Genomic DNA, 21,702 nt, shown 5'->3' on the forward strand with positions numbered 1-21,702 from the left:
AAACATCAAAAAAATGGCCTTGCTCCTCTCGAAGAGAGGAAAAGGCTTTGTGATCCGCCTAATTTACCAAATCTAATTTCCTTTATCTGTTTATTTCCCATAAACATGCAACCCCTGGCGCTTTTCTTGCGAAAAGAGCCAGGGGGTTTGTCATCAATCTCGACCCGGCCCATACCGGGTCTTTGTTTCCACACCAGGATATCCCCTGGAGATCATCCCTTCTCCGACAGGCGCAAAAACAGCTCCACGTCGGAAAGAACCTCGTCCACCGCGCTCTGCCAGAATTCCGGGCGCCTCAGGTCGACGCCGAGATGGTGGGCGGCCAAATCCTCCACGTTCATGCGCCCGGTATCCCGTAGCAGGTCCGCATATTTCTTGGCAAAGGACGCCCCTTCCTTCTGCGCCCGCGCGTAAATGCCGGCGCTGAACAAGAAGCCGAAGGTGTAAGGGAAGTTGTAAAAGGGTTGGCCGGTAATGTAAAAGTGCAGCTTGGAGGCCCAGAAGGTGGAATCGTAATCCCCCAAGGCGTCGGCGAAAGCCTCCCTTTGCGCGGCCACCATCAGCTCGCCCAACCGGTCGACGCTGACGGGTCCCTCTTTCCTCTCATCGTAAAAGCGGGTCTCAAACAGGAAGCGGGCACGAATATCCATAAAAAAGGCCGCAGCCCGTTGCAGCTTCTCCTCCAGCAGGCCGAGGCGTTCCGCGTCGGAGGAGGCATGTCGGATCGCCGCGTCGGTGACGATCATCTCCGCAAAGGTGGAGGCGGTTTCGGCCAGGTTTAACGGATACAGTTGGGACCAGTAGGGCAAATCCCCGATCACCTGCTGATGGTAGGCGTGCCCCAGCTCATGGGCCAGGGTGGAAATGTTGCCGGTGGTTCCCCCGAAGGTCATAAAAATCCGTGACTGGCCGCTCACCGGAAAAGCCGTACAGAATCCGCCCGGGCGCTTGTTGGGACGGTCCTCCGCTTCGATCCACCGGTTTTCAAAGGCTGTCCGGGCGAAATCGGCGAGGTTCGGATCGAAGTGACCGAACTGCTCAATGATGAAATCGGCCGCCTCATCGTAACTGACCGACCTCTCTCCGCCGGGGATCGGGGCATCCAGGTCGCGCCAGCGGAGAACATCCAGGCCGAGGAGCTTCGCCTTCCGCTCGAAATAGGGGATCAGCCGCTCCTTGTTCCGGTCGATCACCCCCCACATCGTCTCCAGGGTCTCCTGAGTCATCCGGTTGTTGTCCAGGGGTTCCTTCAGGACCGAATCCCATCCGCGGTGACGGTACAAATTGAGTCGGAATCCGCCGAGATGATTGAGAGCGGAAGCGAAGAGCTCGGCATGCTCTCCCCAGGCTTTTTGCCACCGCTCAAAAACCTTTTCCCGCACCTTCCGGTCCGGACTGGAGAATTTGTTCCGCGCCTGCCCGACGGAAAGCTGTTTGACTTCTCCATCCTCCTCAAAGGGGATGGTGATCCGCCCCACTACGGTATTGTACAGCTCGCCCCAGGCATGGTAACCATCCACCGCCAGATCGCCCACCAGGATTTCCTGTTCCGGTGGCAACTGTTCAGCGGAGCGCCGGCGGCGTTCCTCCAGGGAAAAGGCGACCGGTTGAATCTCCGGGTGATTGATCAGCTCCTGCCACTCCGCATCGGGCACCTCCAGGATGCACCGTTCCAGCTGGGTCATCGCGGCCCCGTAAGAGGCGTAAAGCTGGGTCAGTCGCCCCCGCAGCAGTTTGGCCTGTTCATCCTTGACATTCTGGGCCGCAAGGCAACTCACGAAGGCTCCCGCCTGTCGGAGCCGCTTGCCCAGCTCCTGCACATCGCCGATCAACTTGCTCCAATCCCTTGGCCGCTCTTCCCGCCCGGCGGAATCCAAATCCTTGATCTTCTTCTCCAGATTTCCGACATCCCGGGTCAGCTCCTCGACGAACCGGCGAAATTCCGGGGAGCGGCTCCCGCCGGGAAAAAAGACGTCCAGATCCCAGTTGATTGCGTATTTTGCCGCCATTTGGACCCTCCTTCATCAACGAGATGGCTTCGATAACGGATCGGATCAAGGGAAACGCCACGGATCAGGCCCTTACACCAAATCTTATTTCCTTGACCGAATCCACATGAAAGGAAAGTTCGATAACCCTCCCCGTTTGTCCTGTTGCTCTCGAAAAAAAGCGGCCTCCCTCCCCACCGTTCCGCTACGAAGCGGCCCCTTTCTTGGCGGAGGTCGCCATTCCCTTCTGAACAAAAAAGCCCCCCTCTCCATAGCGGAGAAAGATATCACGCGTACAACCGGGCTCCTTGGGAAGTTTGCAACCATCCCCTGAAATCCGGAACTTCGGAAAACCTGAATCCTTTCCCGAACCCGAGTGACCGCCTGGAACATGGCGGCTCCGCCCCCGAAGGTCCCGGACGCGGCGGCTGCCTCAAAACAAATGTTATAATGTTTTAGAACTCGCATCGGGTATCATCTTGAAAAACTTCATTGACGCTTTCCGGATGGGTGGGGTAAGAAATGAAGGAATCAGGCAAGCGCAGACGTGGAGACGCCTTGAGCGAAAGCATTTATAACGCCACGATTGAGACGATCAAAAAGGCGGGCTATACCAATCTCACATTTCAACAAATCGCTCAGGCTGCAAAAACGAGCCGCACCGTCATATACCGCCGCTGGAAAAGCAAATTCGATCTGCTTTATGAAATTTTGCTGTACAAAACCGGGAAAGCGCTGGGAGGTGAATTGATCGACCTGATTGAAGACACAGGGAGCCTGCGCAGCGACTTGTTGCAGCTGATGACGCTCTACCAAAAAATATTCACAGAGGTCGGGCCGGAAATCATGAACGCGATTTTATTTGAAATGGGGCAGGACAACAAAAAAATGAACGAGTTGAAAGAGGAGGCTATAACGAAAAATATCCTGACCATGCGGAAACTGCTTGGGTTCGCCAAAGCCAGGGGTGAAAAGATAAAAGAGGTCAGCGATGCGACGCTGACCCTGCCCTTTGACTTGATCCGCGTGGAAAATTTCCTGCGCAAAGATGATATTGACAAAAACCGGCTTGAGATGCTGGTTGATGAAATATTGCTTCCGGTTTTTCGGGCATAACTATATTGTGTCTTCAAACGGGGCAGCCTTTGCAAAGAGGCAACGGCTTCCATCAATTTCTCCGGTACGTGCGTTTATGGTTCTGTTTTAACTTCCCTGTCGTCCATCCTCATCCTGTTGGTCAAAAACAGAGCGGGCAGAATGCTGATCACCATGAAAATCAAGCTGGTAATGAATCCTGCGTGATAAGCGCCGGCATCGCTTACCGCGCTTTCCTGCCCGTTCAGGGCGTTGCTCACAACCGTCGCCAGAATTGCGGAGCCAAAGGCAGCACCCACGTTTTGGATGATTCGGGTGGCAACGCTGGCGGCCGGGACGAGCGGTTTTTGAACCCCTACATAGGCATCGCTCATTACGGCGATTGTAAAACCTCCGACGCCCATACCCCGTATGAACAGGACAAGCCATACCATCCATTGGTCTGTCCCGAAATCAAAAAAGGCAAAGGGAAGCGTGCCGATGATGGTGATGACAATCGAGGGCAGCACGACGAACCGGGCTCCCAATTTGTCCGTCATTCTGCCGATGAGTGGCCGTGTCACCAGCATCCCCAGTCCTTGTGGTATCAGCCAAAGCGCCGACGTGATGACGTTCAGGCCGAGCACATTCTGAAAAAACAACGGAAAAAGAAGCATCGGTCCGTTGGTGGCAAATCCCGCCAAAAACAGAGAAAGAAACGATGCGCTGAAATTTTTCGATTTGAACAGATCCAGCGGAATCAACGCCAAATCCTTCTTTTTCCCCGCATAAAGCAAGTACATGATCAGGGAGGCGGTACCGGCTACAAACGCGAAAATGCCGAGTGCACCGGCCCCCTCTGTCCTGATTTCCGTCACGCCGAAGATATACATTCCCGATATCAGCGCCAACAGCAAAATGCCGAGCCAGTCCAGTTTTGCGGATTTTTCCAGCGCCTCAAATCGGGGCAGTTTCCATTGCATCATCATGAGTGCGACTGCTCCGAAAGGAAGGTTGACAAAAAACAGCCAGTGCCAGGACAAATATTGCAGGATCAGTCCTCCGACGACCGGACCGATAATCGGGGCAAAGACGACCGGTATCCCAACGACGGACATGGCACGGCCGAGGTAATCATTACCTGCAACCTGCACAGCCAATGCGGTTACCGTTGGAATCAGGAGACCGGAAGCAAACCCCTGCAACACGCGGAAGGCAATTAAACTCGGCATATTCCATGCAAGGCCGCAAAGCAGTGAACCGGCCAAAAACAGGCTCAGCGCGCCCATAAACACCTTCTTGCCATCATATCTTTTCATCAGCCATCCGGAGAACGGGACCGCAATTCCCAAGGCGAGCGTATATCCGGTTACCACCCATTGTGTGACGGCAAAACCAGCCGAAAACATCTCTGCCAGGTCGTTCACCGCGATATTGACAATCGTGGTGTCCAGCATGGGGGGAAGTGCCCCAAACACCAAGATCAGCAGGATGCCGACCATTCCTCTTGGCAATTTTTCTTTCATATACCCACTCCCTTAAGGTACACTTTGTACTTTAATTAGTATACGCTTTTTCACAATAAGGTTCAATATGTACCTTAATTTTTCCGTGAATTTCCCCTCAAGGCGACTTATTCCATTCCTCGACCCCTGAGTGCCTTGCGAATTTCCGTACCCCCCTATGAAAAAATGCTTCGCCCTCCATTGTTGCCCGTTTGGAAGGAAGCATGTATCCGTCGGCTGTAAAAAAGGATTTTCCATCCAATCCCTGTCGAATTCTCTTCAAATCCGTTAGAGTAGAGGGAGGATCAAAAACCGGTCTGCCAAAGGGCTGTTCCGGAAGAACAGGAAAAAGGGAGGATCAGTCCGTGCGCAAACATTGGATGCCCTTCGGGGTGCTTTTTGTTGTTTGGAGCGCCTTTTTGCTCTCCTTTGTGGACCGCCTCACATGGCCTCCGATCATTCCCCTCGCTTCCAGGGATCTCAACATTTCGGCGGCGCAAGCCGGCGGTTATATGACCGCCTTTTATATCGGATACGTAATGACGCAGCTGCCCGGCGGCTATCTGACCGATCGATTCGGCTACCGAAGGGTGCTGCTGATCTCCTTTCTGGTGATGGGGACCTTCACCGCGGCGATGGGCTCGGTTGAACATTACGCCTCCGGGTTCCTGCTCAGGATCCTTGCCGGCATGGGATCGGGGGCCGTGTTTTCCGCCGGCGTCCGGGCCATCTTCGACTGGTTCCGGCAAAACTCCCGCGCAACGGCGATGGGATTTTTCATGACCGCCTCTTCGCTGGGAGTGACGGTGGTCAATCTCTTCGTCCCCTCCGTTTCCCACCGCTTCGGGTGGCACACGGCCTTCTACACGGCCGGTCTCTTTCCCCTCGTCGGTTTTTGCATCGCCCTCTTCCTTTTGAAGGAGCGAACGCCGAAAACCGAAGGAAACCGGGTGAGACGTCCCTTCCTTCAGGACCTGAAAAGGCTGCTGTCCAACCGCAACTTCCTGCTCCTGGGCCTGGCCGGTTTTTTCGCCATGTGGGCCACCTGGGGAACGGCCACCTGGGCCAATTCCTACCTGAATCAGGGGCTGCACCTTTCCCTGGTCGAGGCGGGATATGTCATGTCCCTGTTCGGGATCGCCTCCATCCTGTGCAAACCGCTGATCGGCATTTTGTCGGATTGGATCGGCGGAAGGCACAAAGCGCTTCTCATCCTTCTGCTCGGTCTTTTCGGGCCGATTTTGATCGCCTTCGGCACGAATCAGAGCGCGCCCCTGATCTATCCTCTGGCGATCCTGCTGGGCATCGCCTCCTACATCTACAGCCCGATCATGAACACCGCCGTCGGTGAAGCGGTCGACAGGGATTTGGTGGGAACCGCAACCGGTTTGGTCAACACGATCTGGCAGTTGGGTTCCCTCGTCTCACCGGTGGTTGTCGGCACGGTGATCGACGCCACCCGGAACTTTTTCTTCGGGTTTCTCACCCTGGCCGCCGGTCCGGTGCTGGGAACGATCACCCTCCTGTTTTTCAAGGAAAAACCGGCCACTTCACGCTGAAGCCCCGAGAAAACGGAAAAGCCGCTTCCGCCAACAGGCGGAAGCGGCTTCAGGCCGCAACCTTCAGTCGTCAGTCGACCCTTAACACGATCTTGCCGATGTTTCGGTTCTCTTCCATCCGGAGATGGGCTTCCCGCACCGACTCCCAGGGAAAAACCCTGTCGATCACCGGCTTCAACCGTCCGTCCCGGAAACGGGGCAGGGCGAAACGGGCGAAATCCTCCGTCAGCCGGATCTTGTAATCGACGCTGCGGGCGCGCAGGGTGGTGCCGGTCACCTGGATCCGCTTGCTGATCAGGGCGAGAAGATTCACCTTCTCCACCTTGGGCCCGCCCAGGGTGCTGATCAGGATCAGCCGGCCGTCCGTTGTAAGGCATTCCACGTTTTGCTCCCAATACGGGCCTCCGACAAAATCGAGGATCAGGTCCACGCCGCGGCCTCCGGTCGCTTCCTTCACCCGGGGGGCAAAGGGACCTTCCCGGTAGGAAAAGGCCTCTGCCGCTCCCAGTTCCCGACAGGCCGCCAGCTTTTCCGGGGAACCGGCGGTCACCAGGGGCTCCGCCCCCGCTTCCCGGACCAACTGGATCGCCGCCGTTCCCACCCCGCTGGCACCGGCGTGAATCAGCACCCGCTGCTCCCTTTTGAGAGATCCCAGCCAAAACAGGGCCTGATAAGCGGTCAGGAACACCTCCGGCACCGCCGCCGCCTCTTCAAAGGAGAGATTTTCCGGGATCGGCATCGCCATCTTCCCGGGAATCACGCAGTACTCTCCATATCCGCCGCCCGGGAGGAGTCCGAAGACCCGGTCCCCTTCCTTCCAGCCGGCGCAACGGCTCCCCACCCGTTCCACCACGCCGGCCATCTCCAAACCCAACAGCGGGCTGGCACCGGGCGGGGGCGGGTACTTCCCCTCCCGCTGCAGGATATCGGCCCGGTTGAGGGCGGTGGCCTTCACCCGGACCAACAACTCCTCCTCCGTCGGTTCGGGGGTGGGAGCCTCCCCCATCGTCAATTGTTCAGCGCCCCCCGGCTCCCGGACAATGATCGCCTTCACCGGACTCCCTCCTTCCCGACTTTTGAAAGGCCGCCTCCTGGGCGGCACTCATCCTTTCAACGCGTCTTTGATCCGCCTCCGTTCCTCTTCAAAGGCCGCATCGGACAACACCGGCTCCATCTCCCGCTGCGGCAGGTCATCGGGCAGGCGGATCCAGGATCTGCAGCCCAGATAATCGGAGCTCATCGGAATTTCGATCGGGGCGGAAAGGCGGAAAATGCGGAGCAGCAAAACGTGAAGCGGCTGCTTCTTCTTCCACTTGAGCCGCTCAAAGGCAAAATTGTCCGTCCAGATGTGGAAGGGTGAAAGCCGAGCCAGTTCCGCCTCGTCCATCACTTCCACATCCTCCGCCAACCGCGCCACATACCGGATGGCGACCGATTCCTGCTCCGCCGAGCCGGTCAGCTCCTCTTCCACATAAGAGTGGAAGGCGGGCTTGATCAATTCCTTTTTCTGATGATAGGCGTTCGGAAACAGATAAAAGGTGTCGCTCTCCACCTGAAACTGACGGGTTTCCTCGTGGATGCCTCCTTTGCGCATCACGAGAATCTGCCTTCCTTCACCCAGGGCCCGGACCGCCGCCGCCCACTCCTTCAGGGCGATCGGGATCTTCAGCCGCACCAATTGCGCCACTTTGCAAAGCCTCCCTCATAAATGTGCTCGTAGTCGCCAAAAATCGTTCTGAGCAGGCGACCTTTTGCCGCAATCCCTTCCGGCGGGCAACTGTTAACTCACGGGAGCGGATCTTTTCCCGGGACGTTCAGAACCCGCCGCCTGACAGGTCTATTGTACCACGAATCGGACCCGCGTCGCCCTGCGGGGAAAGCCTGTCGGCCGCTTCCCCCGCAAGAGCCGGGCACTGGAAAACGGTCATTGAGGGGAAGCCGGGAGACCGCAAATCAGCAGAAAACCGATCATAAAAGCCACGCTGGCGATGAAAATCGGCTTCCCGAATCCTTTGCTCTCCTCCCAAAGGTGTGACGTGGACGGACACCCATCCCCGATCGGGAGGACAAAGGTGTAGAGCGAAAAGGTGAGACAGACCGATGTCCAGAACAAAACATCCCCGATTTCCGCGAACGCCTCCGACGAGTATATGAGGAAGATGACCATCGCCATCAGAATGTAGAACATGATCTTCACGGCCACAAGCACCTTTTCCTTGAACCGGGTCCGGAACAGAAAGAGTCCCGACACGTTGTAAAACAGGACGATCAGCACCATCCAGAGAAAGCAAAACGCTTCTAAAACCGACCGCATGGGAATCCCCTTCTTTGTGTGCTTGTCCAAGCCTTCCGGAAAGGGGCGCCGGAGGACGCCGTCCCGACGCAGCAGGGGCTTTTCAACCCGCTTTCCGTATGATATTTTGGTGCTTGTACACTTCTTGAGATCTGGCTGAAAGGATAGAATCACCATGTGGTTCCTCTGGGCGATTCTCAGCGCCGTCATCTTCGGCATGTCCGGCTTTCTGATGAAGGTGAGTTCGGCCCGGCACGGCTCGACGCTCCACACTCTCCTGGGGCTCTACTTGACGGGCACCTTGGGTTTTTTCTGGTGGGCCATGCAGACGGAAACCCTGCGCGCCGATCTCCCGCTGCTCCTCGCCGGATTCGTCATCGGCCTGGGCTCCGCCGCGGGAAACCTGCTGTTCATGAAGGCCCTCGACCAGGGTCCGGCCAGCCTCACCTCTCCCCTCGTCAACACCAACATTCTCGTGATCATTCTCTTTTCCATGCTCGTCTACGGGGAACGCCTGTCCGGGACGGAGACCGCCGGAGTGATTCTCCTCATCCTCGCGGTCTCGCTGATTCCCTTCGATCCCGATGAGGAGCTGAAGATCAAGAACATCCGGTGGTATTTCCTCGTCTTCGCGGCCACCCTCCTGTTCACCCTTCGCAACGGCGGCCTCAAGGTGACCGAGGAAATGGCGCTGTCGGGAACCCTCGTCCTGTTCTACGGATATCTGCTGGGCCTGATCTGGTTTCTGGCGGAGGATCTGCTTCGCAGGATCCGCGGGACCCTTGCGGAAGACCGCCGGTCCGCGATCACCGGACTGGGGTGGGGCGCCCTGGCCGGGATTTTCTCCTTTGTGGGGATGCAGCTGTACGCCGTTGCCCTGATCGACGGCCCCGCCAGCATCGTCGCTCCCCTCTTCGCCACCAACAGCCTGGTGGTGGCCGTTTTCTCCATCCTCTTCTACCGGGAACGCCTCTCCCGGCTTCAGACCCTCTCCCTGATTCTGCTCTTCGCCGGACTGGTGCTGGTGCGGATCTGAGCTCTTCCTCCCCGTCTTACATCGCAACCTGAGAAGCTCCTGCCTTCCAACTGGCGGATCCGAAGGCGGGAAGCGTGCAATGCGGCCCGGTATCCCGGGCCCGGATGCAGGTCGAACAGGGCGACCCGGCCGACCAGGCGAGGGCGGTGACTGCAGGACAACAGCCGGACATCTTCGCCGGGTATCGGTGCAAACAGGACATGGGTGCCGGTGGGATCCTTCGGGTTTCCGACTCCACACCGCTTCCATGTCCCGAAGCCGAATGAAGAGACCGTCCAGGCACATCCCCGTATTTCGCCGGACCGGTTTGAGGTGAGCCGTCGGGATTAACCTCATATCGGGTTGATTGATAATGATTCTCAATATCATGGTAAGTATATCAAAACGCGGCGAGGGTTAAAAGCGTTTTCCACATCATATAAAAAAGCGCTCATTTCCGTGGAAATGAGCGCTTTACCGCACATAACGCCGAATCCCCTTCAATGGACCGGTCCCCCCCTTCCGCCGGTCGGCGGCGTCACATCCGGTACCACTCGATCAGGGCGTAGAAGAGGGCGATGTAACCGATCAGGTAATCGGGAACTCCTCCGGTCTTCAGTTTGGCGAATCGAAAAGACTTGGTGATGGGCCACAGCCAGGGAACTCCGGAGACGGTCAGCGAATCAGCGAGCAGATGGCTCAAATACCCCAGCATGACGGGTACCATGAAATCCGGATGGATGGACTTCGCGATGTAGGTGACGATCGCGAGGGCGAGCAGGGAATGGGTAAACCTTCGGTGGCCCGAAAAGGGAATGGCCAGGAAAAAGACCCCCGCCATAAAAAACGGCCCGGAAAAGAAGAAGGCAAGAAGCATGCACACCGCTCCGAGCCCGCCGACCAGGGTGCGGCGCATGTTCGGCGATACCTTCCCCATGGTGTACCCGTAAATCATGCTGTTTTCCTCATCGAGGTCCGGCATCAACGAGGCAAAGATGGCGGACAGCACCACGAACCCCTCGTAGATTTCCGCATCCTGCACGGAAAGGGCCGCCACGCCCGAAGCAAATCCCAGCGCCGCATGGGTCCCGCCGTTCACCTTGCAACCTCCTTGCTCTCTTTTTCCTATTAAATACCCTTTCATCGGAAGACAGCATCGGGTTTTTTTCGTCCGCGGCAATATCTGAGCAGAGCAATTTTCCGTCAAAACACCAAGGTGCGGACACCTCACTCGATGACCGGTTGGCCGCCTTTGCGGAAGACAAATGGAGTGTGCTAGAATCGTGAGATCAAGGGAAAGGAGGCCGATGCCATGGCCCGACGAGCGCCGGAATTCTGCCTGCCCACCTGGGACGACCGGAAAAGGGTCTGCTTGCGCGACCACCGGGGAAAAGTGGTTCTCCTCTCATTCTGGGTCACCTGGTGTGCGGCCTGCCAGGCGGATCTGCCCAACAAGGAAGTGCTGCACCGTTCGATCAACCACCCCGACTTCGCCTTTTTCACCATCAACGTGACGGGCCGGGAGCCGGACCCCGCCAGGGTTTCGGCTTTCCTGGAAAAGGCGGGATACACCTTTCCCGTATTGAAGGACGACGGTCGGAAAACCTACGACGCCTACGGGATCCCCTCCGTCCCCGCCTCCGTTCTGATCGACCGGGAGGGAAACCTGGCCGGGATCTACGACGAAACCGTGCCGCTCGTGACGATCCTCCAGGAGATCGACCGGCTGTTGAATTCGCAGACCCAAAAGTAAAAAGGGGATCTGGTCATCCCCTTCCTTCCATGATCGACCGGATCAGATGCACCGAGGAAAACTCTCCCAGCGTCAGCCACTCCATCCTCTTCCCGCCGGCGAGGAGGCGGCGGCTGATCTCCCGGGGGGTGAAGCCCCGGTCCGCGAGGTGGTATGTCTCTTCCCGCAACCACTCCAGAAAGCGGAGTTTCTTTTCAAGTGCGGACCGGCCGTCGGGAACCACCCCGGAGTGACCGCAGAAGAGAATGTGCACGGGATACTCCAAAACCCGCCGGAGGGAATCGATCAGCTGCGGCACCGATTCCCCGCGCATACCGTAAATCAAGCGGTTGCTGAGGAAGAGATCGCCGGCAAACAGCCACCCCTTCTCCTCTTCAATAAGCGCGACATGGTCGGCGGCATGACCGGGCGTGGGGACGACCCGAAACCGGTGACCCGCCGTTTCCAACAAGCCGGGGAGCTTCCGGCCGGACACCGCATCCATCTGCCCCCAGACCGCTCTCCGATACAGGGGAAGCCGGGGCGGATCGGAGAGAATTCCGGCCGTCTCCTCGCCCATCAGGACGGGAGCACCGTGACGTCGGGAAATCTCCCGCGCATTGCCCGAATGATCTTCGTGAAAATGGGTCAGGACGATCCGGTCGAGGGCTTTGTCTTCCAGCCATTCGCAAACCGCCCGCCGGGCGTGGGGCGGCCCCGTATCGATCAGAAGACCGTCCACATAATACAGGCAAAACCGGGCGGGATACCCGTATCGTTTGTATTGTCCCTTGAACGCGTGAACATCGTCGATCACGCGGGTTTCAACCTGAACTCTCGGCATCTCGATCACCGCATTGATTGAATGTTCATTCACTATTTTATCGGGGTTCCGGTTGAAGCTCAACCCGTAACTTCCATGCAAGGTCCGCGCGTCCTGAAAACAAAGAAGAAACCCCGCTTTGTCAAGCGGGGTGAGATGCACAACTCAAAGCCTCGGAGCCTTAATGCGATATTTCGCCCGGACGATTGAAAAATCGTAACCCTGCAACCCGCCGGGCCGCCTTCGATCTTTCGCAGGGAAAGTTTGCCGCTTCAATTGATGCAAAAGCTGGCATCCCCTCCCCGCGGGTATGGGATCCTTCCTCCGCACATGCGCCCTTCCGACGCTTGCCGGTCAAAAGCCCCCTCAAACCAGCTCCGTCAGCAACCTGCCCGGATCGGCCACATAGCGGGCCAGGGTTTGGGTGAATCGAATGGCGTCGGCGCCGTCCAGCACCCGGTGATCGAAGGAAAGGGACACGTTCATTACCCAACCGACAGACAGCTCTCCGTCCCGGACCACCGGCCGCTGCTCCACGGGATGCAGGGCGAGAATCGCCACCTCCGGGGGATTGATGATCGGGGTGGCCCATCGTCCACTCCCGAGAGCCCCCGCATTGCTGACGGTAAAGGTGCTTCCCTTGAGCCTCTCCGGCGGGATCGTTCCGTTCCGGGCGGCTTCGGTCAACCCCGCCAGCTCCCCGGCGATCTGTTCCACGCTCTTCTTTTCCACCTCGGCGATCACCGGAACGAGCAACCCCCGGGGGGTGTCCGCCGCAATGCCGAGGGCGACCGATTGATACGTTCGCACGGTCTGTCTGTCCTCGTCAAAATGGGCGTTGAAAGCCGGATGATTCCGCAGGGTGACGGCGATCATCTTCAGCAGGACCGGCAAAAAGGAGATCCTTGGGCCGGAGGATTCCTGTTCCCTGCGCCGTCTTTGGATCCATTCGACCAATCCGTCCGCCTTGAGTTCATCAAAGTGGGTGGCGTGCGGCTTGCGGGTCACCGAGAAGAGCAGCCGGTCAGCGATTACCCGCCGGGTTCGAGTAAGGGGTTCCTCCCGGTAGGGAAGATCGGCCGGCGCTTCGGTTGAAACGGCCGACACGGCGACCTGTTGCGCCGGCTTGGAGACGGGCTCCCTCAAAGAAGCCGCCGCCGGTTCCTGAAGGGCTGCCGCCGCCCGGCGCACGTCCTCGTCCGTCACCCTCCCCTGGGAACCCGTCCCCTTGATTTGGGTAATGTCCACCCCCAGCTCCCGGGCGAGCCGACGGGTGGAAGGAGCCGCCGGAACCCGCCTGCGACGGGTGAAGGTCGAAGCGGACGAAGCGGCACCGGAAGCCTTTTGGTTCGCTTCCGTCCGTACGCCCTTCTCCGTCTCCTCCTTCCCTTTCTCCCCCGACTCATCGGCGATCACCAACAGCACCTCGCCGACGGGCACCGTGTCCCCTTCCCGCCAGCGGATCTCCGTCACCCGTCCGGCGGCGGGAGCCGGAAGCTCCACAACCGCCTTGTCCGTCTGCATCTCCACGACCGGCTGATCCAATTCCACCCGATCTCCAACCCGAACGAGCCAGCGGACCACCTCCGCCTCGGCCATCCCTTCTCCCACATCGGGGAGTTTGAAATCAACGGCCACAGAATGCCCTCCCTTCCGAAAAAACGATGTTGGTCCATCTATATGCTCCCGATAATAGACGTCGAATCATCGATCCTTTGGCTTGTCCACCGAACCGGAAGTTTCCGGGGGCACCGCCGCATCAAAAGGTGATCACTTGCCGCACCGCCTCGGAAACCCGGCGCACGTCGGGACGGAAGGCATCCTCCAGGGCAAAGTACGGAACCGGAACATCGTATCCCGTCACCCGGGCAACGGGCGCCTCCAACCAGAGGAATGCCCGCTCGTTGATCAATGCCGTCAGTTCCGCGCCCAACCCGGCCGTCCTGGGAGCCTCGTGGACGATCACCGCGCGGCCGGTCTTCTTCACGGACTCAATGATCGCATCCTCGTCGATGGGATACAGGGAACGCAGGTCGATCACTTCGCAGCTGACCCCGTCCTTCTCCCAGGCATCCGCCGTCTTTTCGGCCACCGGCACCATCGCGCCCCAGGCCAATATCGTCACATCTTCCCCCTCCCGCACCTTTCGGGCCTTCCCGATGGGAACCTCGTACCATCCCTCGGGCACCTCCTGACGATGGGTGCGGTAGATCTTCATCGGTTCCAGGAAGATGACCGGATCGGGATCCTGGATGGAAGCCAGCAACAGCCCCTTGGCATCGTAGGGCGTCGAAGGAGCCACCACCTTCAAACCCGGGGTGTGCACAAACAGGGCCTCCGTCGAATCGGAATGGAGTTCCGGAGCGCGGATCCCCCCGCCGTAGGGAGCACGAATCACGAGGGGAAGGGGAAAGGTTCCTTGATTCCGTGTCCGAAACCGCGCGGCGTGACTGACGATCTGCTCGAAGGCGGGATAGACGAATCCCATGAACTGGATTTCCGCCACCGGGAGCATGCCTCCCACCGCCAGGCCGATCGCCGTCCCGATAATGCCCGATTCGGACAGGGGGGTGTCGATCACCCGATCGTCCCCGAACCGGTGCCACAAGCCCTCCGTCACCCGGAAGACTCCGCCGTTTTTGCCCACGTCCTCACCCAGGACGACCACGCGCGGGTCCTTTTCCAGAGCCACGGAAAGTGCGTCATTGATGGCTTGAACCATTGTCCGTTCCGGCACCGCTACCACCCTCCCATTCACTGCGCTGTCGCCTGAGCGATTCCACCGGTGTGGCAAACACATGGTCAAACATGTGGGTCGGCGGAGCCGCCTCTTCCGATTCCGCCTCCTTCACCGCCCGGTCGATCCGGCGGCGGCATTCTTCCTCCCATTCCCGCTCCTCATCTTCGGTCAGAAGACCCTCCGCCCGGAGCAGCGCGCGATACCGCTTGAGGGGATCGCGCCGTTCCACCCACTCGCGCGCCTCCTCTTCGCTTCGGTAACGGGTGGGATCATCGGCGGTGGTGTGGGCTCCGTGGCGGTAGGTGACGGCTTCGATCAGCGTCGGCCCTTCGCCGCTTCTCGCCCGCTCGATCGCCCGAACCATCGCCTCGTAAACCGCCAGCACATCGTTTCCGTCGATGCGAATGCCCGGAAACGCGTAGGCCGCCGCCTTCTCCGCCACGGTGGGCGTCGCCGACTGGCGGGAGAAGGGCACGCTGATCGCATACCCGTTGTTCTGACAGAAAAAGATGACCGGCAGGCGGAAGACTCCCGCAAAGTTGCACGCTTCGTGGAAATCCCCCTCGGAGGTGGCCCCGTCGCCGAAATAGGCGACGGCAACGGAACGCTCCCCTTTCAGTTTGGACGCCCAGGCCGCCCCCGCGGCGTGGGGCAGCTGGGTGGCGATGGGAACGGAGGGCGGCAGGAGACGAAGCCCATCCGGCGGCCTCCAGCCTTCGACCCGTCCCATCCAGTAGAGCAGGATCAGGTTCAGCGGCATTCCCACGACCATCTGGACCCCGTGCTCCCGGTACGTGGGAAAGATCCAATCCTCCTTCGACAGTGCCATGGCGCTCCCCACCTGTGCCGCCTCCTGGCCCTCCAGGGGGGCGAAGGTGCCGATTCTCCCCTGGCGCTGCAGGATGACGGCGCGCCGGTCGAAGAGGCGCACCATCGTCATCCATCGGTAAAACAGGCGTTTTGTCTCGTCGTCGATCCTTCTCCACACGGCCTGCCCTTCATCCGTCAGCGTGCCGTCGGGAAGGATGCACGAAAAGCTGAGCCGTTTTTCTTCCACCTGTTGCAACATCTCGATCCCCTCCCACTCACCGACCTGGTCAAAGCCCCAAAAAGATTCTCCGGAGATCGGCCACCTGCTCCATCCGTTTTGCCACCAATCGGTCCACCGCTCGGTAAGTGGGAATGTCCTGCTCCCGAGACAGGCGGTAAATCTTCAGAAGCATATCGTAGATGGACCGCGTCTTGGCCATGACGCGCTCCTCGTTGTATCCGGACAATTCGTCGGCCACCTGAATCAGACCGCCGGCGTTCACCAGATAGTCCGGGGCGTACAAAATCCCCAGCTCGTGCAGGCGATCGCCGTGCCGGTCGTCCTCCAGCTGATTGTTCGCAGACCCGACCACGGCCCGACACTTCAGTTCCTCGACCGTCTTGTCGTTGATGACGCCGCCTCCCGCACAGGGAGCAAAGATGTCACAGCTGACGGCATGGACCGTCGCCACATCCACCGCCTCGACCGCGTCCGGAAACTCCTCCCGCAGCGCGTCGACGCGCCCCCCGTCCACATCGGCGACCAAGCAGCGGGCTCCTTCCTCCACCAGCAGGCGGACGAGCCGGGATCCCACCTTCCCCGCTCCCTGGACTGCCACCGTCCGGCCGGCCAGGCTTTCGGATCCCCACAGCACCACGGCCGTCGCCTTCATCCCCTGCAACACGCCAAGGGCGGTCAGAACGGATGTATCCCCGCTCCCCCCGTGACTCTCGGGGAGGCCGACGAAGCATTTGGACTCCCGGGCGGCATGGACAAAATCCTCCGGAGAGGTCCCCATGTCGGTTCCGGTGTAGAATCGGCCGTTCAACCCCCCGACAAACCGGCCGAACGCCCGGAACAGCTCCGGACTCTTGTCCCGCTTCGGATCCCCGATGATCACCGCTTTTCCTCCGCCGAAGTCCACATCGGCGGCCCCGCACTTGTACGTCATCCCCCGGGAAAGGCGAAGCACATCCTCCAGCGCCTCATCCGTGGACCCGTAGGGTGCCATCCGGCATCCCCCGAGGGCGGGCCCCATCGTGGTGTTGTGGATGGCGATGATCGCCTTCAACCCGGACCCGCGATGACGGCAAAAGATCACCTGCTCGTGCCCGTACTTATCCATCATTTCAAAGACGTCCTTACCGGCGGTTTCCTCGGAATCCCTTTGATCCACCGGTCGGATTACCGTTTCTTTCACCGGCCAATCGGCTTTAAATTGTTTCATACCCATCATTCCGTTTCCTCAGGATGATTGAAAATCCGGCTTCCGTCCATCACCTGAAGACAGTTCCGGAAGAGAACGCCCCTCCGGCAGTGATCCGAACGCGAACGATTGTCAACTTCAACTATATGCCCAACGAGGATAGAGGGTTCATTTCCCGCCTCCCCCGCCCGCCGGAAACCCGGCAGAGAGAGCCGTCCTTCCCCCGGGCGATCCTCGCGCGCCGCCCGGCCGGTCACTCTCCCCGGAACCGGGGCGGTCTCTTCTCCATGAAGGCGGAGACCCCTTCCCGGAAATCCCGGGTGCGCCCCGCCATTTCCTGCATGTAAGCTTCGTATTCCAGCACCTCTTTCAGGGCGGCATCGGCTCCCTTGTACAGGGACCGCTTGATCAGGCCGATCGCGCGGGTCGGCCCTTCGGCCAGCTGACGCGCCCAGGCCAAAGTTTCCTCCTGGAACCGTTCATGGGGCACCAGGCGGTTCGCCAGCCCGATCTGCACCGCCTCCTGCGCGGACACTTCCCGTCCGGTGATGGCCAACTCCATCGCCCGCCCCAATCCGACGAGCTTCGGGAGAAAGTAGCTGGACCCGCTGTCCGGGGCCAGGCCCACCCGGACGAAGGCTTCGATGAATCGCGCCCGATCGGACACGATTCGAAGGTCGCAGGCCAGGGCGAGACTGCATCCGGCACCGGCGGCCACCCCGTTGATGGCTCCGAGCACCGGCTTCTCCATCTCCGCGATCGCCCGGATCAGGGGATTATACCGCCCGCGAACGCTGTCCCCCAGGGAAAAATTTTCGATGTTGGGATCGCTCCGGTCCCCCAGATCCTGTCCTGAACAAAACGCCTTTCCCGCACCGGTCAGGACGACGCAGCGAACGCCGGAATCCCGCGCCACATCCCGCAGGGCTTTCAACAGCTCCTTGCTCATCTGATTGTTGAAGGCGTTGTACACCTGGGGCCGGTTGAGCGTGATGACGGCCACGCCGTCCTCCCGGGTGGTGCGGATCGTTTCCTCCATCCTTCATCCCTCCTCTACCGGCCGCGAAACCGGGGTTTCCGCTTTTCCAAAAAGGCCTTCATTCCCTCGCGCTGATCCTCGGTGGCAAACAGGAGGTAAAAGAGCATCTGCTCGTAGGCGAGTCCCGTTTCAAGGGTTGTATCCAACGCCTTCAAAACCGATTTCTTGGCCAGTCGGACGGCTACCGGCGGCTTGGCCGCGATTTCCCGGGCCATTTTGAGGGCTTCGTCCTCCAGGAGCTCTTCGGGGACCACCCGGTTGATCAGCCCCGCCTCAAGAGCCTCCTCCGCGCTGATCGGATTCCCCGTCAGCACCATTTCCATCGCGCGGGCTTTCCCCACCGCGCGGGTCAGGCGCTGGGTTCCCCCTGCTCCGGGCATCACCCCGATATTGATCTCCGGTTGACCGAACTTGGCCGTCTCGGAGGCGATGATCAGGTCACAGGCCATCGCCAGCTCGCAGCCTCCGCCGAGGGCGTAACCGCTGACCGCGGCGATGATCGGCTTGGATACGTGACGGATACGATCCCACGTGGCGAACTGGTCCTTCAAAAGCATGTCCACCGCAGTGGCATCACTCATCTCGTCGATATCCGCCCCGGCGGCGAAGGCCCTCCGATCCCCCGTGAGGATGATGCAGCGGATCGTCTCGTCCCGATCCATCGACTCCAGCGCCGACACCAACTCCTCCATGAGCTGCAAATTGAGGGCGTTGAGCACCTCCGGTCGATGGAGTTGAATCCGCCCGATCCCCTCCTCCGGCCTAGTCACACGGACGTACATTCCACTCCCCCTTTCGTCTTGAAAGCGCTTTTATTTATACATAACAAAAAGAAACCATTTTTCAGAAACAATATTCATTTTTATTTTATCAGAGGCTTCTTTCTCCTGTCAGGAATTCGCTTTAACGCTGTAAAAGAAAAAAAGCCTTCCCGATGAAGGCTTTTCGCGGCCGGCGACCGTTCACAATACGTACCGTCGCGTTTCCGCCAGACAGGACTCGCAAATGATTTTCCCGCGGAAGTCGAGCAGATGTTCCACGGCTCCGCAGAACACACAACTGGGATTATACTTCTTCAGTACGATCGCGTTGTCATCGACAAAAATCTCCACACCGTCGTGAGGTCGCAGATTCATCATATCGCGCAGCTCTTTGGGCAGCACGATGCGACCGAGATGATCCACCTTGCGCACGATACCGATGCTTTTCATAACCATCCCCTTTCCCGGCGTGTATGGGAGGGCAGCCTGCCCCGCCCAATATCTTTCTTTTCTGGGATGATCCGAAGGAATCCTTCTCCTTTGACGCCCACCCCTTTTGGTCAATCGCTAACCTCGATTGTCCGTCCCCGGTCCCCCCTGATTGTCCCTCTCAAAAGGCAGGAAAAAAGTCCGCGGAAAACAAACCGGCCGCTCCCTCCTTTGCTGTTCCCCGCCAAGCTGTCCAATGATAGGTGATTGTACACCAACAAAATCCCTGGAAATATTCTTTGCAGAAATATTTCCATTGTGATATATTTCTTTCATGAGTGGAATTTGGAACCATCATCTTCTGCCTCGTCGGTGCGGCTTGCCCTATTCTTGTCAACCACCCTACAAGCGATGGAACCAAAACATGCGTTTTTCTCATCGCCTTCCACGAAGTTGAAAGTCGAGATGGCTTGGTTGAAGAAGTTGGTCCAGGCAGAAGAAGACCGCACCCCGTCACGAATCCGGTGTTCGAGCGGTACCTCAGGGATCCCGGAGGGGCGCGGGTCCCAATTCGAAATGCGAGGAGGACCATCATGGCAGATCGCGCAACGAACAAACTGGTCTCAAATGTGGAAGGTCGCGAGCTTATACTCGAACGGACTTTTGACGCGCCGCGCCCTTTGGTGTTTGAAGCGTTCACAAAGGCCGAACATTTGATGCGCTGGTTCGGAACAGACGGTTGGCCGCTTACGGTTTGCAACATCGATTTTCGCCCCGGAGGCGTATGGCACTACTGCATGAAATGCAATGACGAAAGCCAGGAATATTTCGGTCAAGAATCGTGGAGCAAGGCGGTTTTCCGCGAAATCGCCGAACCGGAGCGGATCGTGTATGTCGACGCGTTCTCCGATGCGGACGGCAACGTCAACAATAACATGCCGGAGGCTCGGGTTACCCTGGACTTCGTCGATCTGGGAGGCAGAACGAAGCTGATCAACCGTACGCAATACGCGACGGAAGAAGCACTCCAGTCGGTACTGGACATGGGAATAATTGAAGGCGTGAACCAAACCTGGAACCATCTGGACAGCTTTTTGGCAGAGCTTCAAAGCGAATGAGAGGCGTGTTTCCAAAAATAAAGTCCCTCACGGGAGGGAGCCGCCTCCATGTTTAAGGCCGGGATATCATCCCGGCCTTCGTGCGGCGACGGATACTCATAGATGATACGGCACCAACGATGCATTCCGATCACCGGCGGGCTCCTGCTCAGGATTTTTGCCTCCTCCGGGATGGGCATCCGGCATCCTGAACGGTTCGTTCCCTTCAAATTCCGTAACCGGCCGCACGGCCTCAAGCCTACGAAGACAAGTCCTGTCGGAAGAAACTCCCATATGTTCGACGCCGGAGGGCGTCCGTGTAAGAACCTCCATAGCCCGCCCATCAAGGTCTTTTCAAAACGGCCACGAGCATGCGGTGAACCACCTCATGGTCACGCGGATCGTGCAGACGGTAGTTTTTCCCCGGCAGGGTGTACCACTCCTCAGCGCCGACATACCTGATGGCGAGCGTCAGTCTGCCGTCGTCACTGCAGGTGGTGCGCAGTTCGAGCTCCCCGCTGATCACGCCCACCTCATCGGTCATCACGCCGTGGGTCGCGGTGAAGGTGGAGGTCTTCACTTCCATCCGTAGAGCTCCTTTCTCGACAATAATTCAGTAGGAGCAGGTGTTGAGCATGCTCTGCAGTGCGGCCTTCTCCGAGGACTGCAGGTGCAATCCCCAGCGGTACTTGGTGTGAATCCACCACTTCGCATAGGCGCAGCGGGCACCGGCCCGCGGAGGCTGCCAAGTCGACGGATCCTGGTCGCCCTTGCTCCGGTTGACGCTTGAAGTCACCGCAATCAACTGCGGGCCGCTGAGATCGTTCGCAAAGGCCTGCCGCTTCTCGGTGGTCCAACTGCTCGCGCCGGAACGCCAGGCTTCGGCCAGCGGCACGATGTGGTCGATATCGATCTCGGAGGCCGAGTAAACGGAGACGCCGTCATAATAACTGTACCACTTTCCGGATGTGACGGGGCAGTCGCCCTCATAGTAATCGGCGTCGCGCTTGAGCACCACCTGGCGCGTGTTGCAACCGCCCCCTTGATCGATCCAGTGGGGAAATTTGTCGCGGGAGTAACCATCCATCGGATCTTCGGGTTTCACCGTCAACGAGTCCAGTTCGGATTGGGCGACGGCCTTGGACGGAGTTCCCGGGGGAAGCGCCTGAGCCGTCGACAGGTCATCCAGAACCGACATCGACAAGGTCAACGCAAAAACGAACAACCACCACAAGGATTTTTTCAGCATGGGAATGCCTCCGGTGTTTTTGTTTTTAATAATCACCATATTCCGATATTTATGTTTATTTTTGGAGAATAACAGTTAACCGTTTTTGAATCAAAAAATTGTTGCCCGGGGAACAGACCGCTGCCGCCCCCCGGACCTGTTGGCCGTAAAGCCCTCCGCGA

General features: G+C 58.8%; 21 protein-coding genes. 5 read left to right on the forward strand and 16 right to left on the reverse strand.

The window, feature by feature from the left end; genetic code table 11:
* Nucleotides 1–212 precede the first annotated feature (212 nt).
* A complete protein-coding gene (locus CLV97_RS14880; RefSeq protein WP_106346319.1) occupies nt 213–2,009 on the reverse strand; it encodes a M3 family oligoendopeptidase in 1,797 nt (598 codons plus the stop codon).
* 501 nt (nt 2,010–2,510) lie between these two features.
* On the opposite strand from CLV97_RS14880, the gene CLV97_RS14890 reads away from it, so the two are divergent.
* Nucleotides 2,511–3,104 carry a TetR/AcrR family transcriptional regulator gene (locus tag CLV97_RS14890; RefSeq protein WP_106346321.1) on the forward strand — a complete coding sequence of 198 codons (594 nt, stop codon included), beginning with the start codon at nt 2,511–2,513 and terminating at the stop codon, nt 3,102–3,104.
* 74 nt (nt 3,105–3,178) lie between these two features.
* Here the strand turns inward: CLV97_RS14890 and CLV97_RS14895 are convergent, their stop codons facing one another.
* On the reverse strand, nt 3,179–4,588 hold the full coding sequence (locus CLV97_RS14895; RefSeq protein ID WP_106346322.1) for an MDR family MFS transporter: 1,410 nt from the start codon (nt 4,586–4,588) through the stop codon (nt 3,179–3,181).
* A 344-nt stretch (nt 4,589–4,932) separates the two neighbouring features.
* Here CLV97_RS14895 and CLV97_RS14900 point away from each other — a divergent pair, with 344 nt between their 5' ends.
* Complete coding sequence (locus CLV97_RS14900) at nt 4,933–6,126, forward strand: MFS transporter (RefSeq protein WP_245891625.1); 1,194 nt, start codon at nt 4,933–4,935, stop codon at nt 6,124–6,126.
* Nucleotides 6,127–6,196: 70 nt separating this feature from the next.
* On the opposite strand, the gene CLV97_RS14905 is transcribed toward CLV97_RS14900, so the two are convergent.
* The 3 genes from CLV97_RS14905 to CLV97_RS14915 all read right to left on the reverse strand — a co-directional run bounded on the left by CLV97_RS14905 (nt 6,197) and on the right by CLV97_RS14915 (nt 8,440).
* Nucleotides 6,197–7,180, reverse strand: a complete 984-nt coding sequence (locus tag CLV97_RS14905; protein WP_106346323.1) for an NAD(P)H-quinone oxidoreductase — start codon at nt 7,178–7,180, stop codon at nt 6,197–6,199.
* A 48-nt stretch (nt 7,181–7,228) separates the two neighbouring features.
* Complete coding sequence (locus CLV97_RS14910) at nt 7,229–7,813, reverse strand: DUF1802 family protein (protein WP_245891627.1); 585 nt, start codon at nt 7,811–7,813, stop codon at nt 7,229–7,231.
* Between the two features lie 237 nt (nt 7,814–8,050).
* Nucleotides 8,051–8,440: a hypothetical protein gene (locus tag CLV97_RS14915; RefSeq protein WP_146130517.1), complete on the reverse strand. Its 390-nt coding sequence runs from the start codon at nt 8,438–8,440 to the stop codon at nt 8,051–8,053.
* Between the two features lie 154 nt (nt 8,441–8,594).
* Here CLV97_RS14915 and CLV97_RS14920 point away from each other — a divergent pair, with 154 nt between their 5' ends.
* Nucleotides 8,595–9,455 (forward strand): DMT family transporter, encoded by an 861-nt coding sequence (locus CLV97_RS14920; protein ID WP_106346325.1) that lies wholly within the window; start codon nt 8,595–8,597, stop codon nt 9,453–9,455.
* A gap of 517 nt (nt 9,456–9,972) precedes the next feature.
* On the opposite strand, the gene CLV97_RS14930 is transcribed toward CLV97_RS14920, so the two are convergent.
* On the reverse strand, nt 9,973–10,533 hold the full coding sequence (locus CLV97_RS14930) for a metal-dependent hydrolase (protein WP_170070558.1): 561 nt from the start codon (nt 10,531–10,533) through the stop codon (nt 9,973–9,975).
* A 213-nt stretch (nt 10,534–10,746) separates the two neighbouring features.
* Between CLV97_RS14930 and CLV97_RS14935 the strand changes: the two genes are divergently transcribed.
* Nucleotides 10,747–11,187 carry a TlpA family protein disulfide reductase gene (locus CLV97_RS14935; RefSeq protein WP_106346328.1) on the forward strand — a complete coding sequence of 147 codons (441 nt, stop codon included), beginning with the start codon at nt 10,747–10,749 and terminating at the stop codon, nt 11,185–11,187.
* A gap of 13 nt (nt 11,188–11,200) precedes the next feature.
* Here CLV97_RS14935 and CLV97_RS14940 read toward each other — a convergent pair whose 3' ends face one another.
* From CLV97_RS14940 to CLV97_RS14980, 8 genes are all read right to left on the reverse strand, one after another.
* Nucleotides 11,201–12,010, reverse strand: a complete 810-nt coding sequence (locus CLV97_RS14940; RefSeq protein ID WP_146130518.1) for an MBL fold metallo-hydrolase — start codon at nt 12,008–12,010, stop codon at nt 11,201–11,203.
* Nucleotides 12,011–12,355: 345 nt separating this feature from the next.
* Complete coding sequence (locus CLV97_RS18810; protein ID WP_106346330.1) at nt 12,356–13,627, reverse strand: dihydrolipoamide acetyltransferase family protein; 1,272 nt, start codon at nt 13,625–13,627, stop codon at nt 12,356–12,358.
* A 121-nt stretch (nt 13,628–13,748) separates the two neighbouring features.
* A complete protein-coding gene (locus CLV97_RS14950) occupies nt 13,749–14,711 on the reverse strand; it encodes an alpha-ketoacid dehydrogenase subunit beta (protein ID WP_281257616.1) in 963 nt (320 codons plus the stop codon).
* The gene (gene pdhA / locus CLV97_RS14955) at nt 14,692–15,798 is read right to left on the reverse strand and encodes a pyruvate dehydrogenase (acetyl-transferring) E1 component subunit alpha (protein WP_106346332.1); all 1,107 of its coding nucleotides are present in this window, start codon (nt 15,796–15,798) and stop codon (nt 14,692–14,694) included. Before pdhA ends, CLV97_RS14950 begins: the two co-directional genes overlap by 20 nt.
* Before the next feature lie 28 nt (nt 15,799–15,826).
* Entirely contained in the window at nt 15,827–16,888 is a 1,062-nt protein-coding gene (locus tag CLV97_RS14960; RefSeq protein ID WP_245891632.1) for a Leu/Phe/Val dehydrogenase, read from the reverse strand.
* Nucleotides 16,889–17,219: 331 nt separating this feature from the next.
* Nucleotides 17,220–18,005, reverse strand: coding sequence for an enoyl-CoA hydratase-related protein (locus CLV97_RS14970; protein ID WP_106346334.1), 786 nt, complete (start codon nt 18,003–18,005; stop codon nt 17,220–17,222).
* A gap of 14 nt (nt 18,006–18,019) precedes the next feature.
* Complete coding sequence (locus tag CLV97_RS14975; RefSeq protein WP_106346335.1) at nt 18,020–18,787, reverse strand: enoyl-CoA hydratase-related protein; 768 nt, start codon at nt 18,785–18,787, stop codon at nt 18,020–18,022.
* 180 nt (nt 18,788–18,967) lie between these two features.
* Nucleotides 18,968–19,216: an AbrB/MazE/SpoVT family DNA-binding domain-containing protein gene (locus CLV97_RS14980; protein ID WP_106346336.1), complete on the reverse strand. Its 249-nt coding sequence runs from the start codon at nt 19,214–19,216 to the stop codon at nt 18,968–18,970.
* A 572-nt stretch (nt 19,217–19,788) separates the two neighbouring features.
* Between CLV97_RS14980 and CLV97_RS14985 the strand changes: the two genes are divergently transcribed.
* Entirely contained in the window at nt 19,789–20,313 is a 525-nt protein-coding gene (locus tag CLV97_RS14985) for an SRPBCC domain-containing protein (protein WP_106346337.1), read from the forward strand.
* Between the two features lie 322 nt (nt 20,314–20,635).
* On the opposite strand, the gene CLV97_RS14995 is transcribed toward CLV97_RS14985, so the two are convergent.
* Entirely contained in the window at nt 20,636–20,878 is a 243-nt protein-coding gene (locus tag CLV97_RS14995; protein WP_106346339.1) for a hypothetical protein, read from the reverse strand.
* Between the two features lie 27 nt (nt 20,879–20,905).
* On the reverse strand, nt 20,906–21,541 hold the full coding sequence (locus tag CLV97_RS15000; RefSeq protein WP_106346340.1) for an HNH endonuclease family protein: 636 nt from the start codon (nt 21,539–21,541) through the stop codon (nt 20,906–20,908).
* Nucleotides 21,542–21,702: the final 161 nt, after the last annotated feature.

The sequence above is a fragment of the Planifilum fimeticola genome (assembly GCF_003001905.1).
Taxonomy (GTDB): domain Bacteria; phylum Bacillota; class Bacilli; order Thermoactinomycetales; family DSM-44946; genus Planifilum; species Planifilum fimeticola.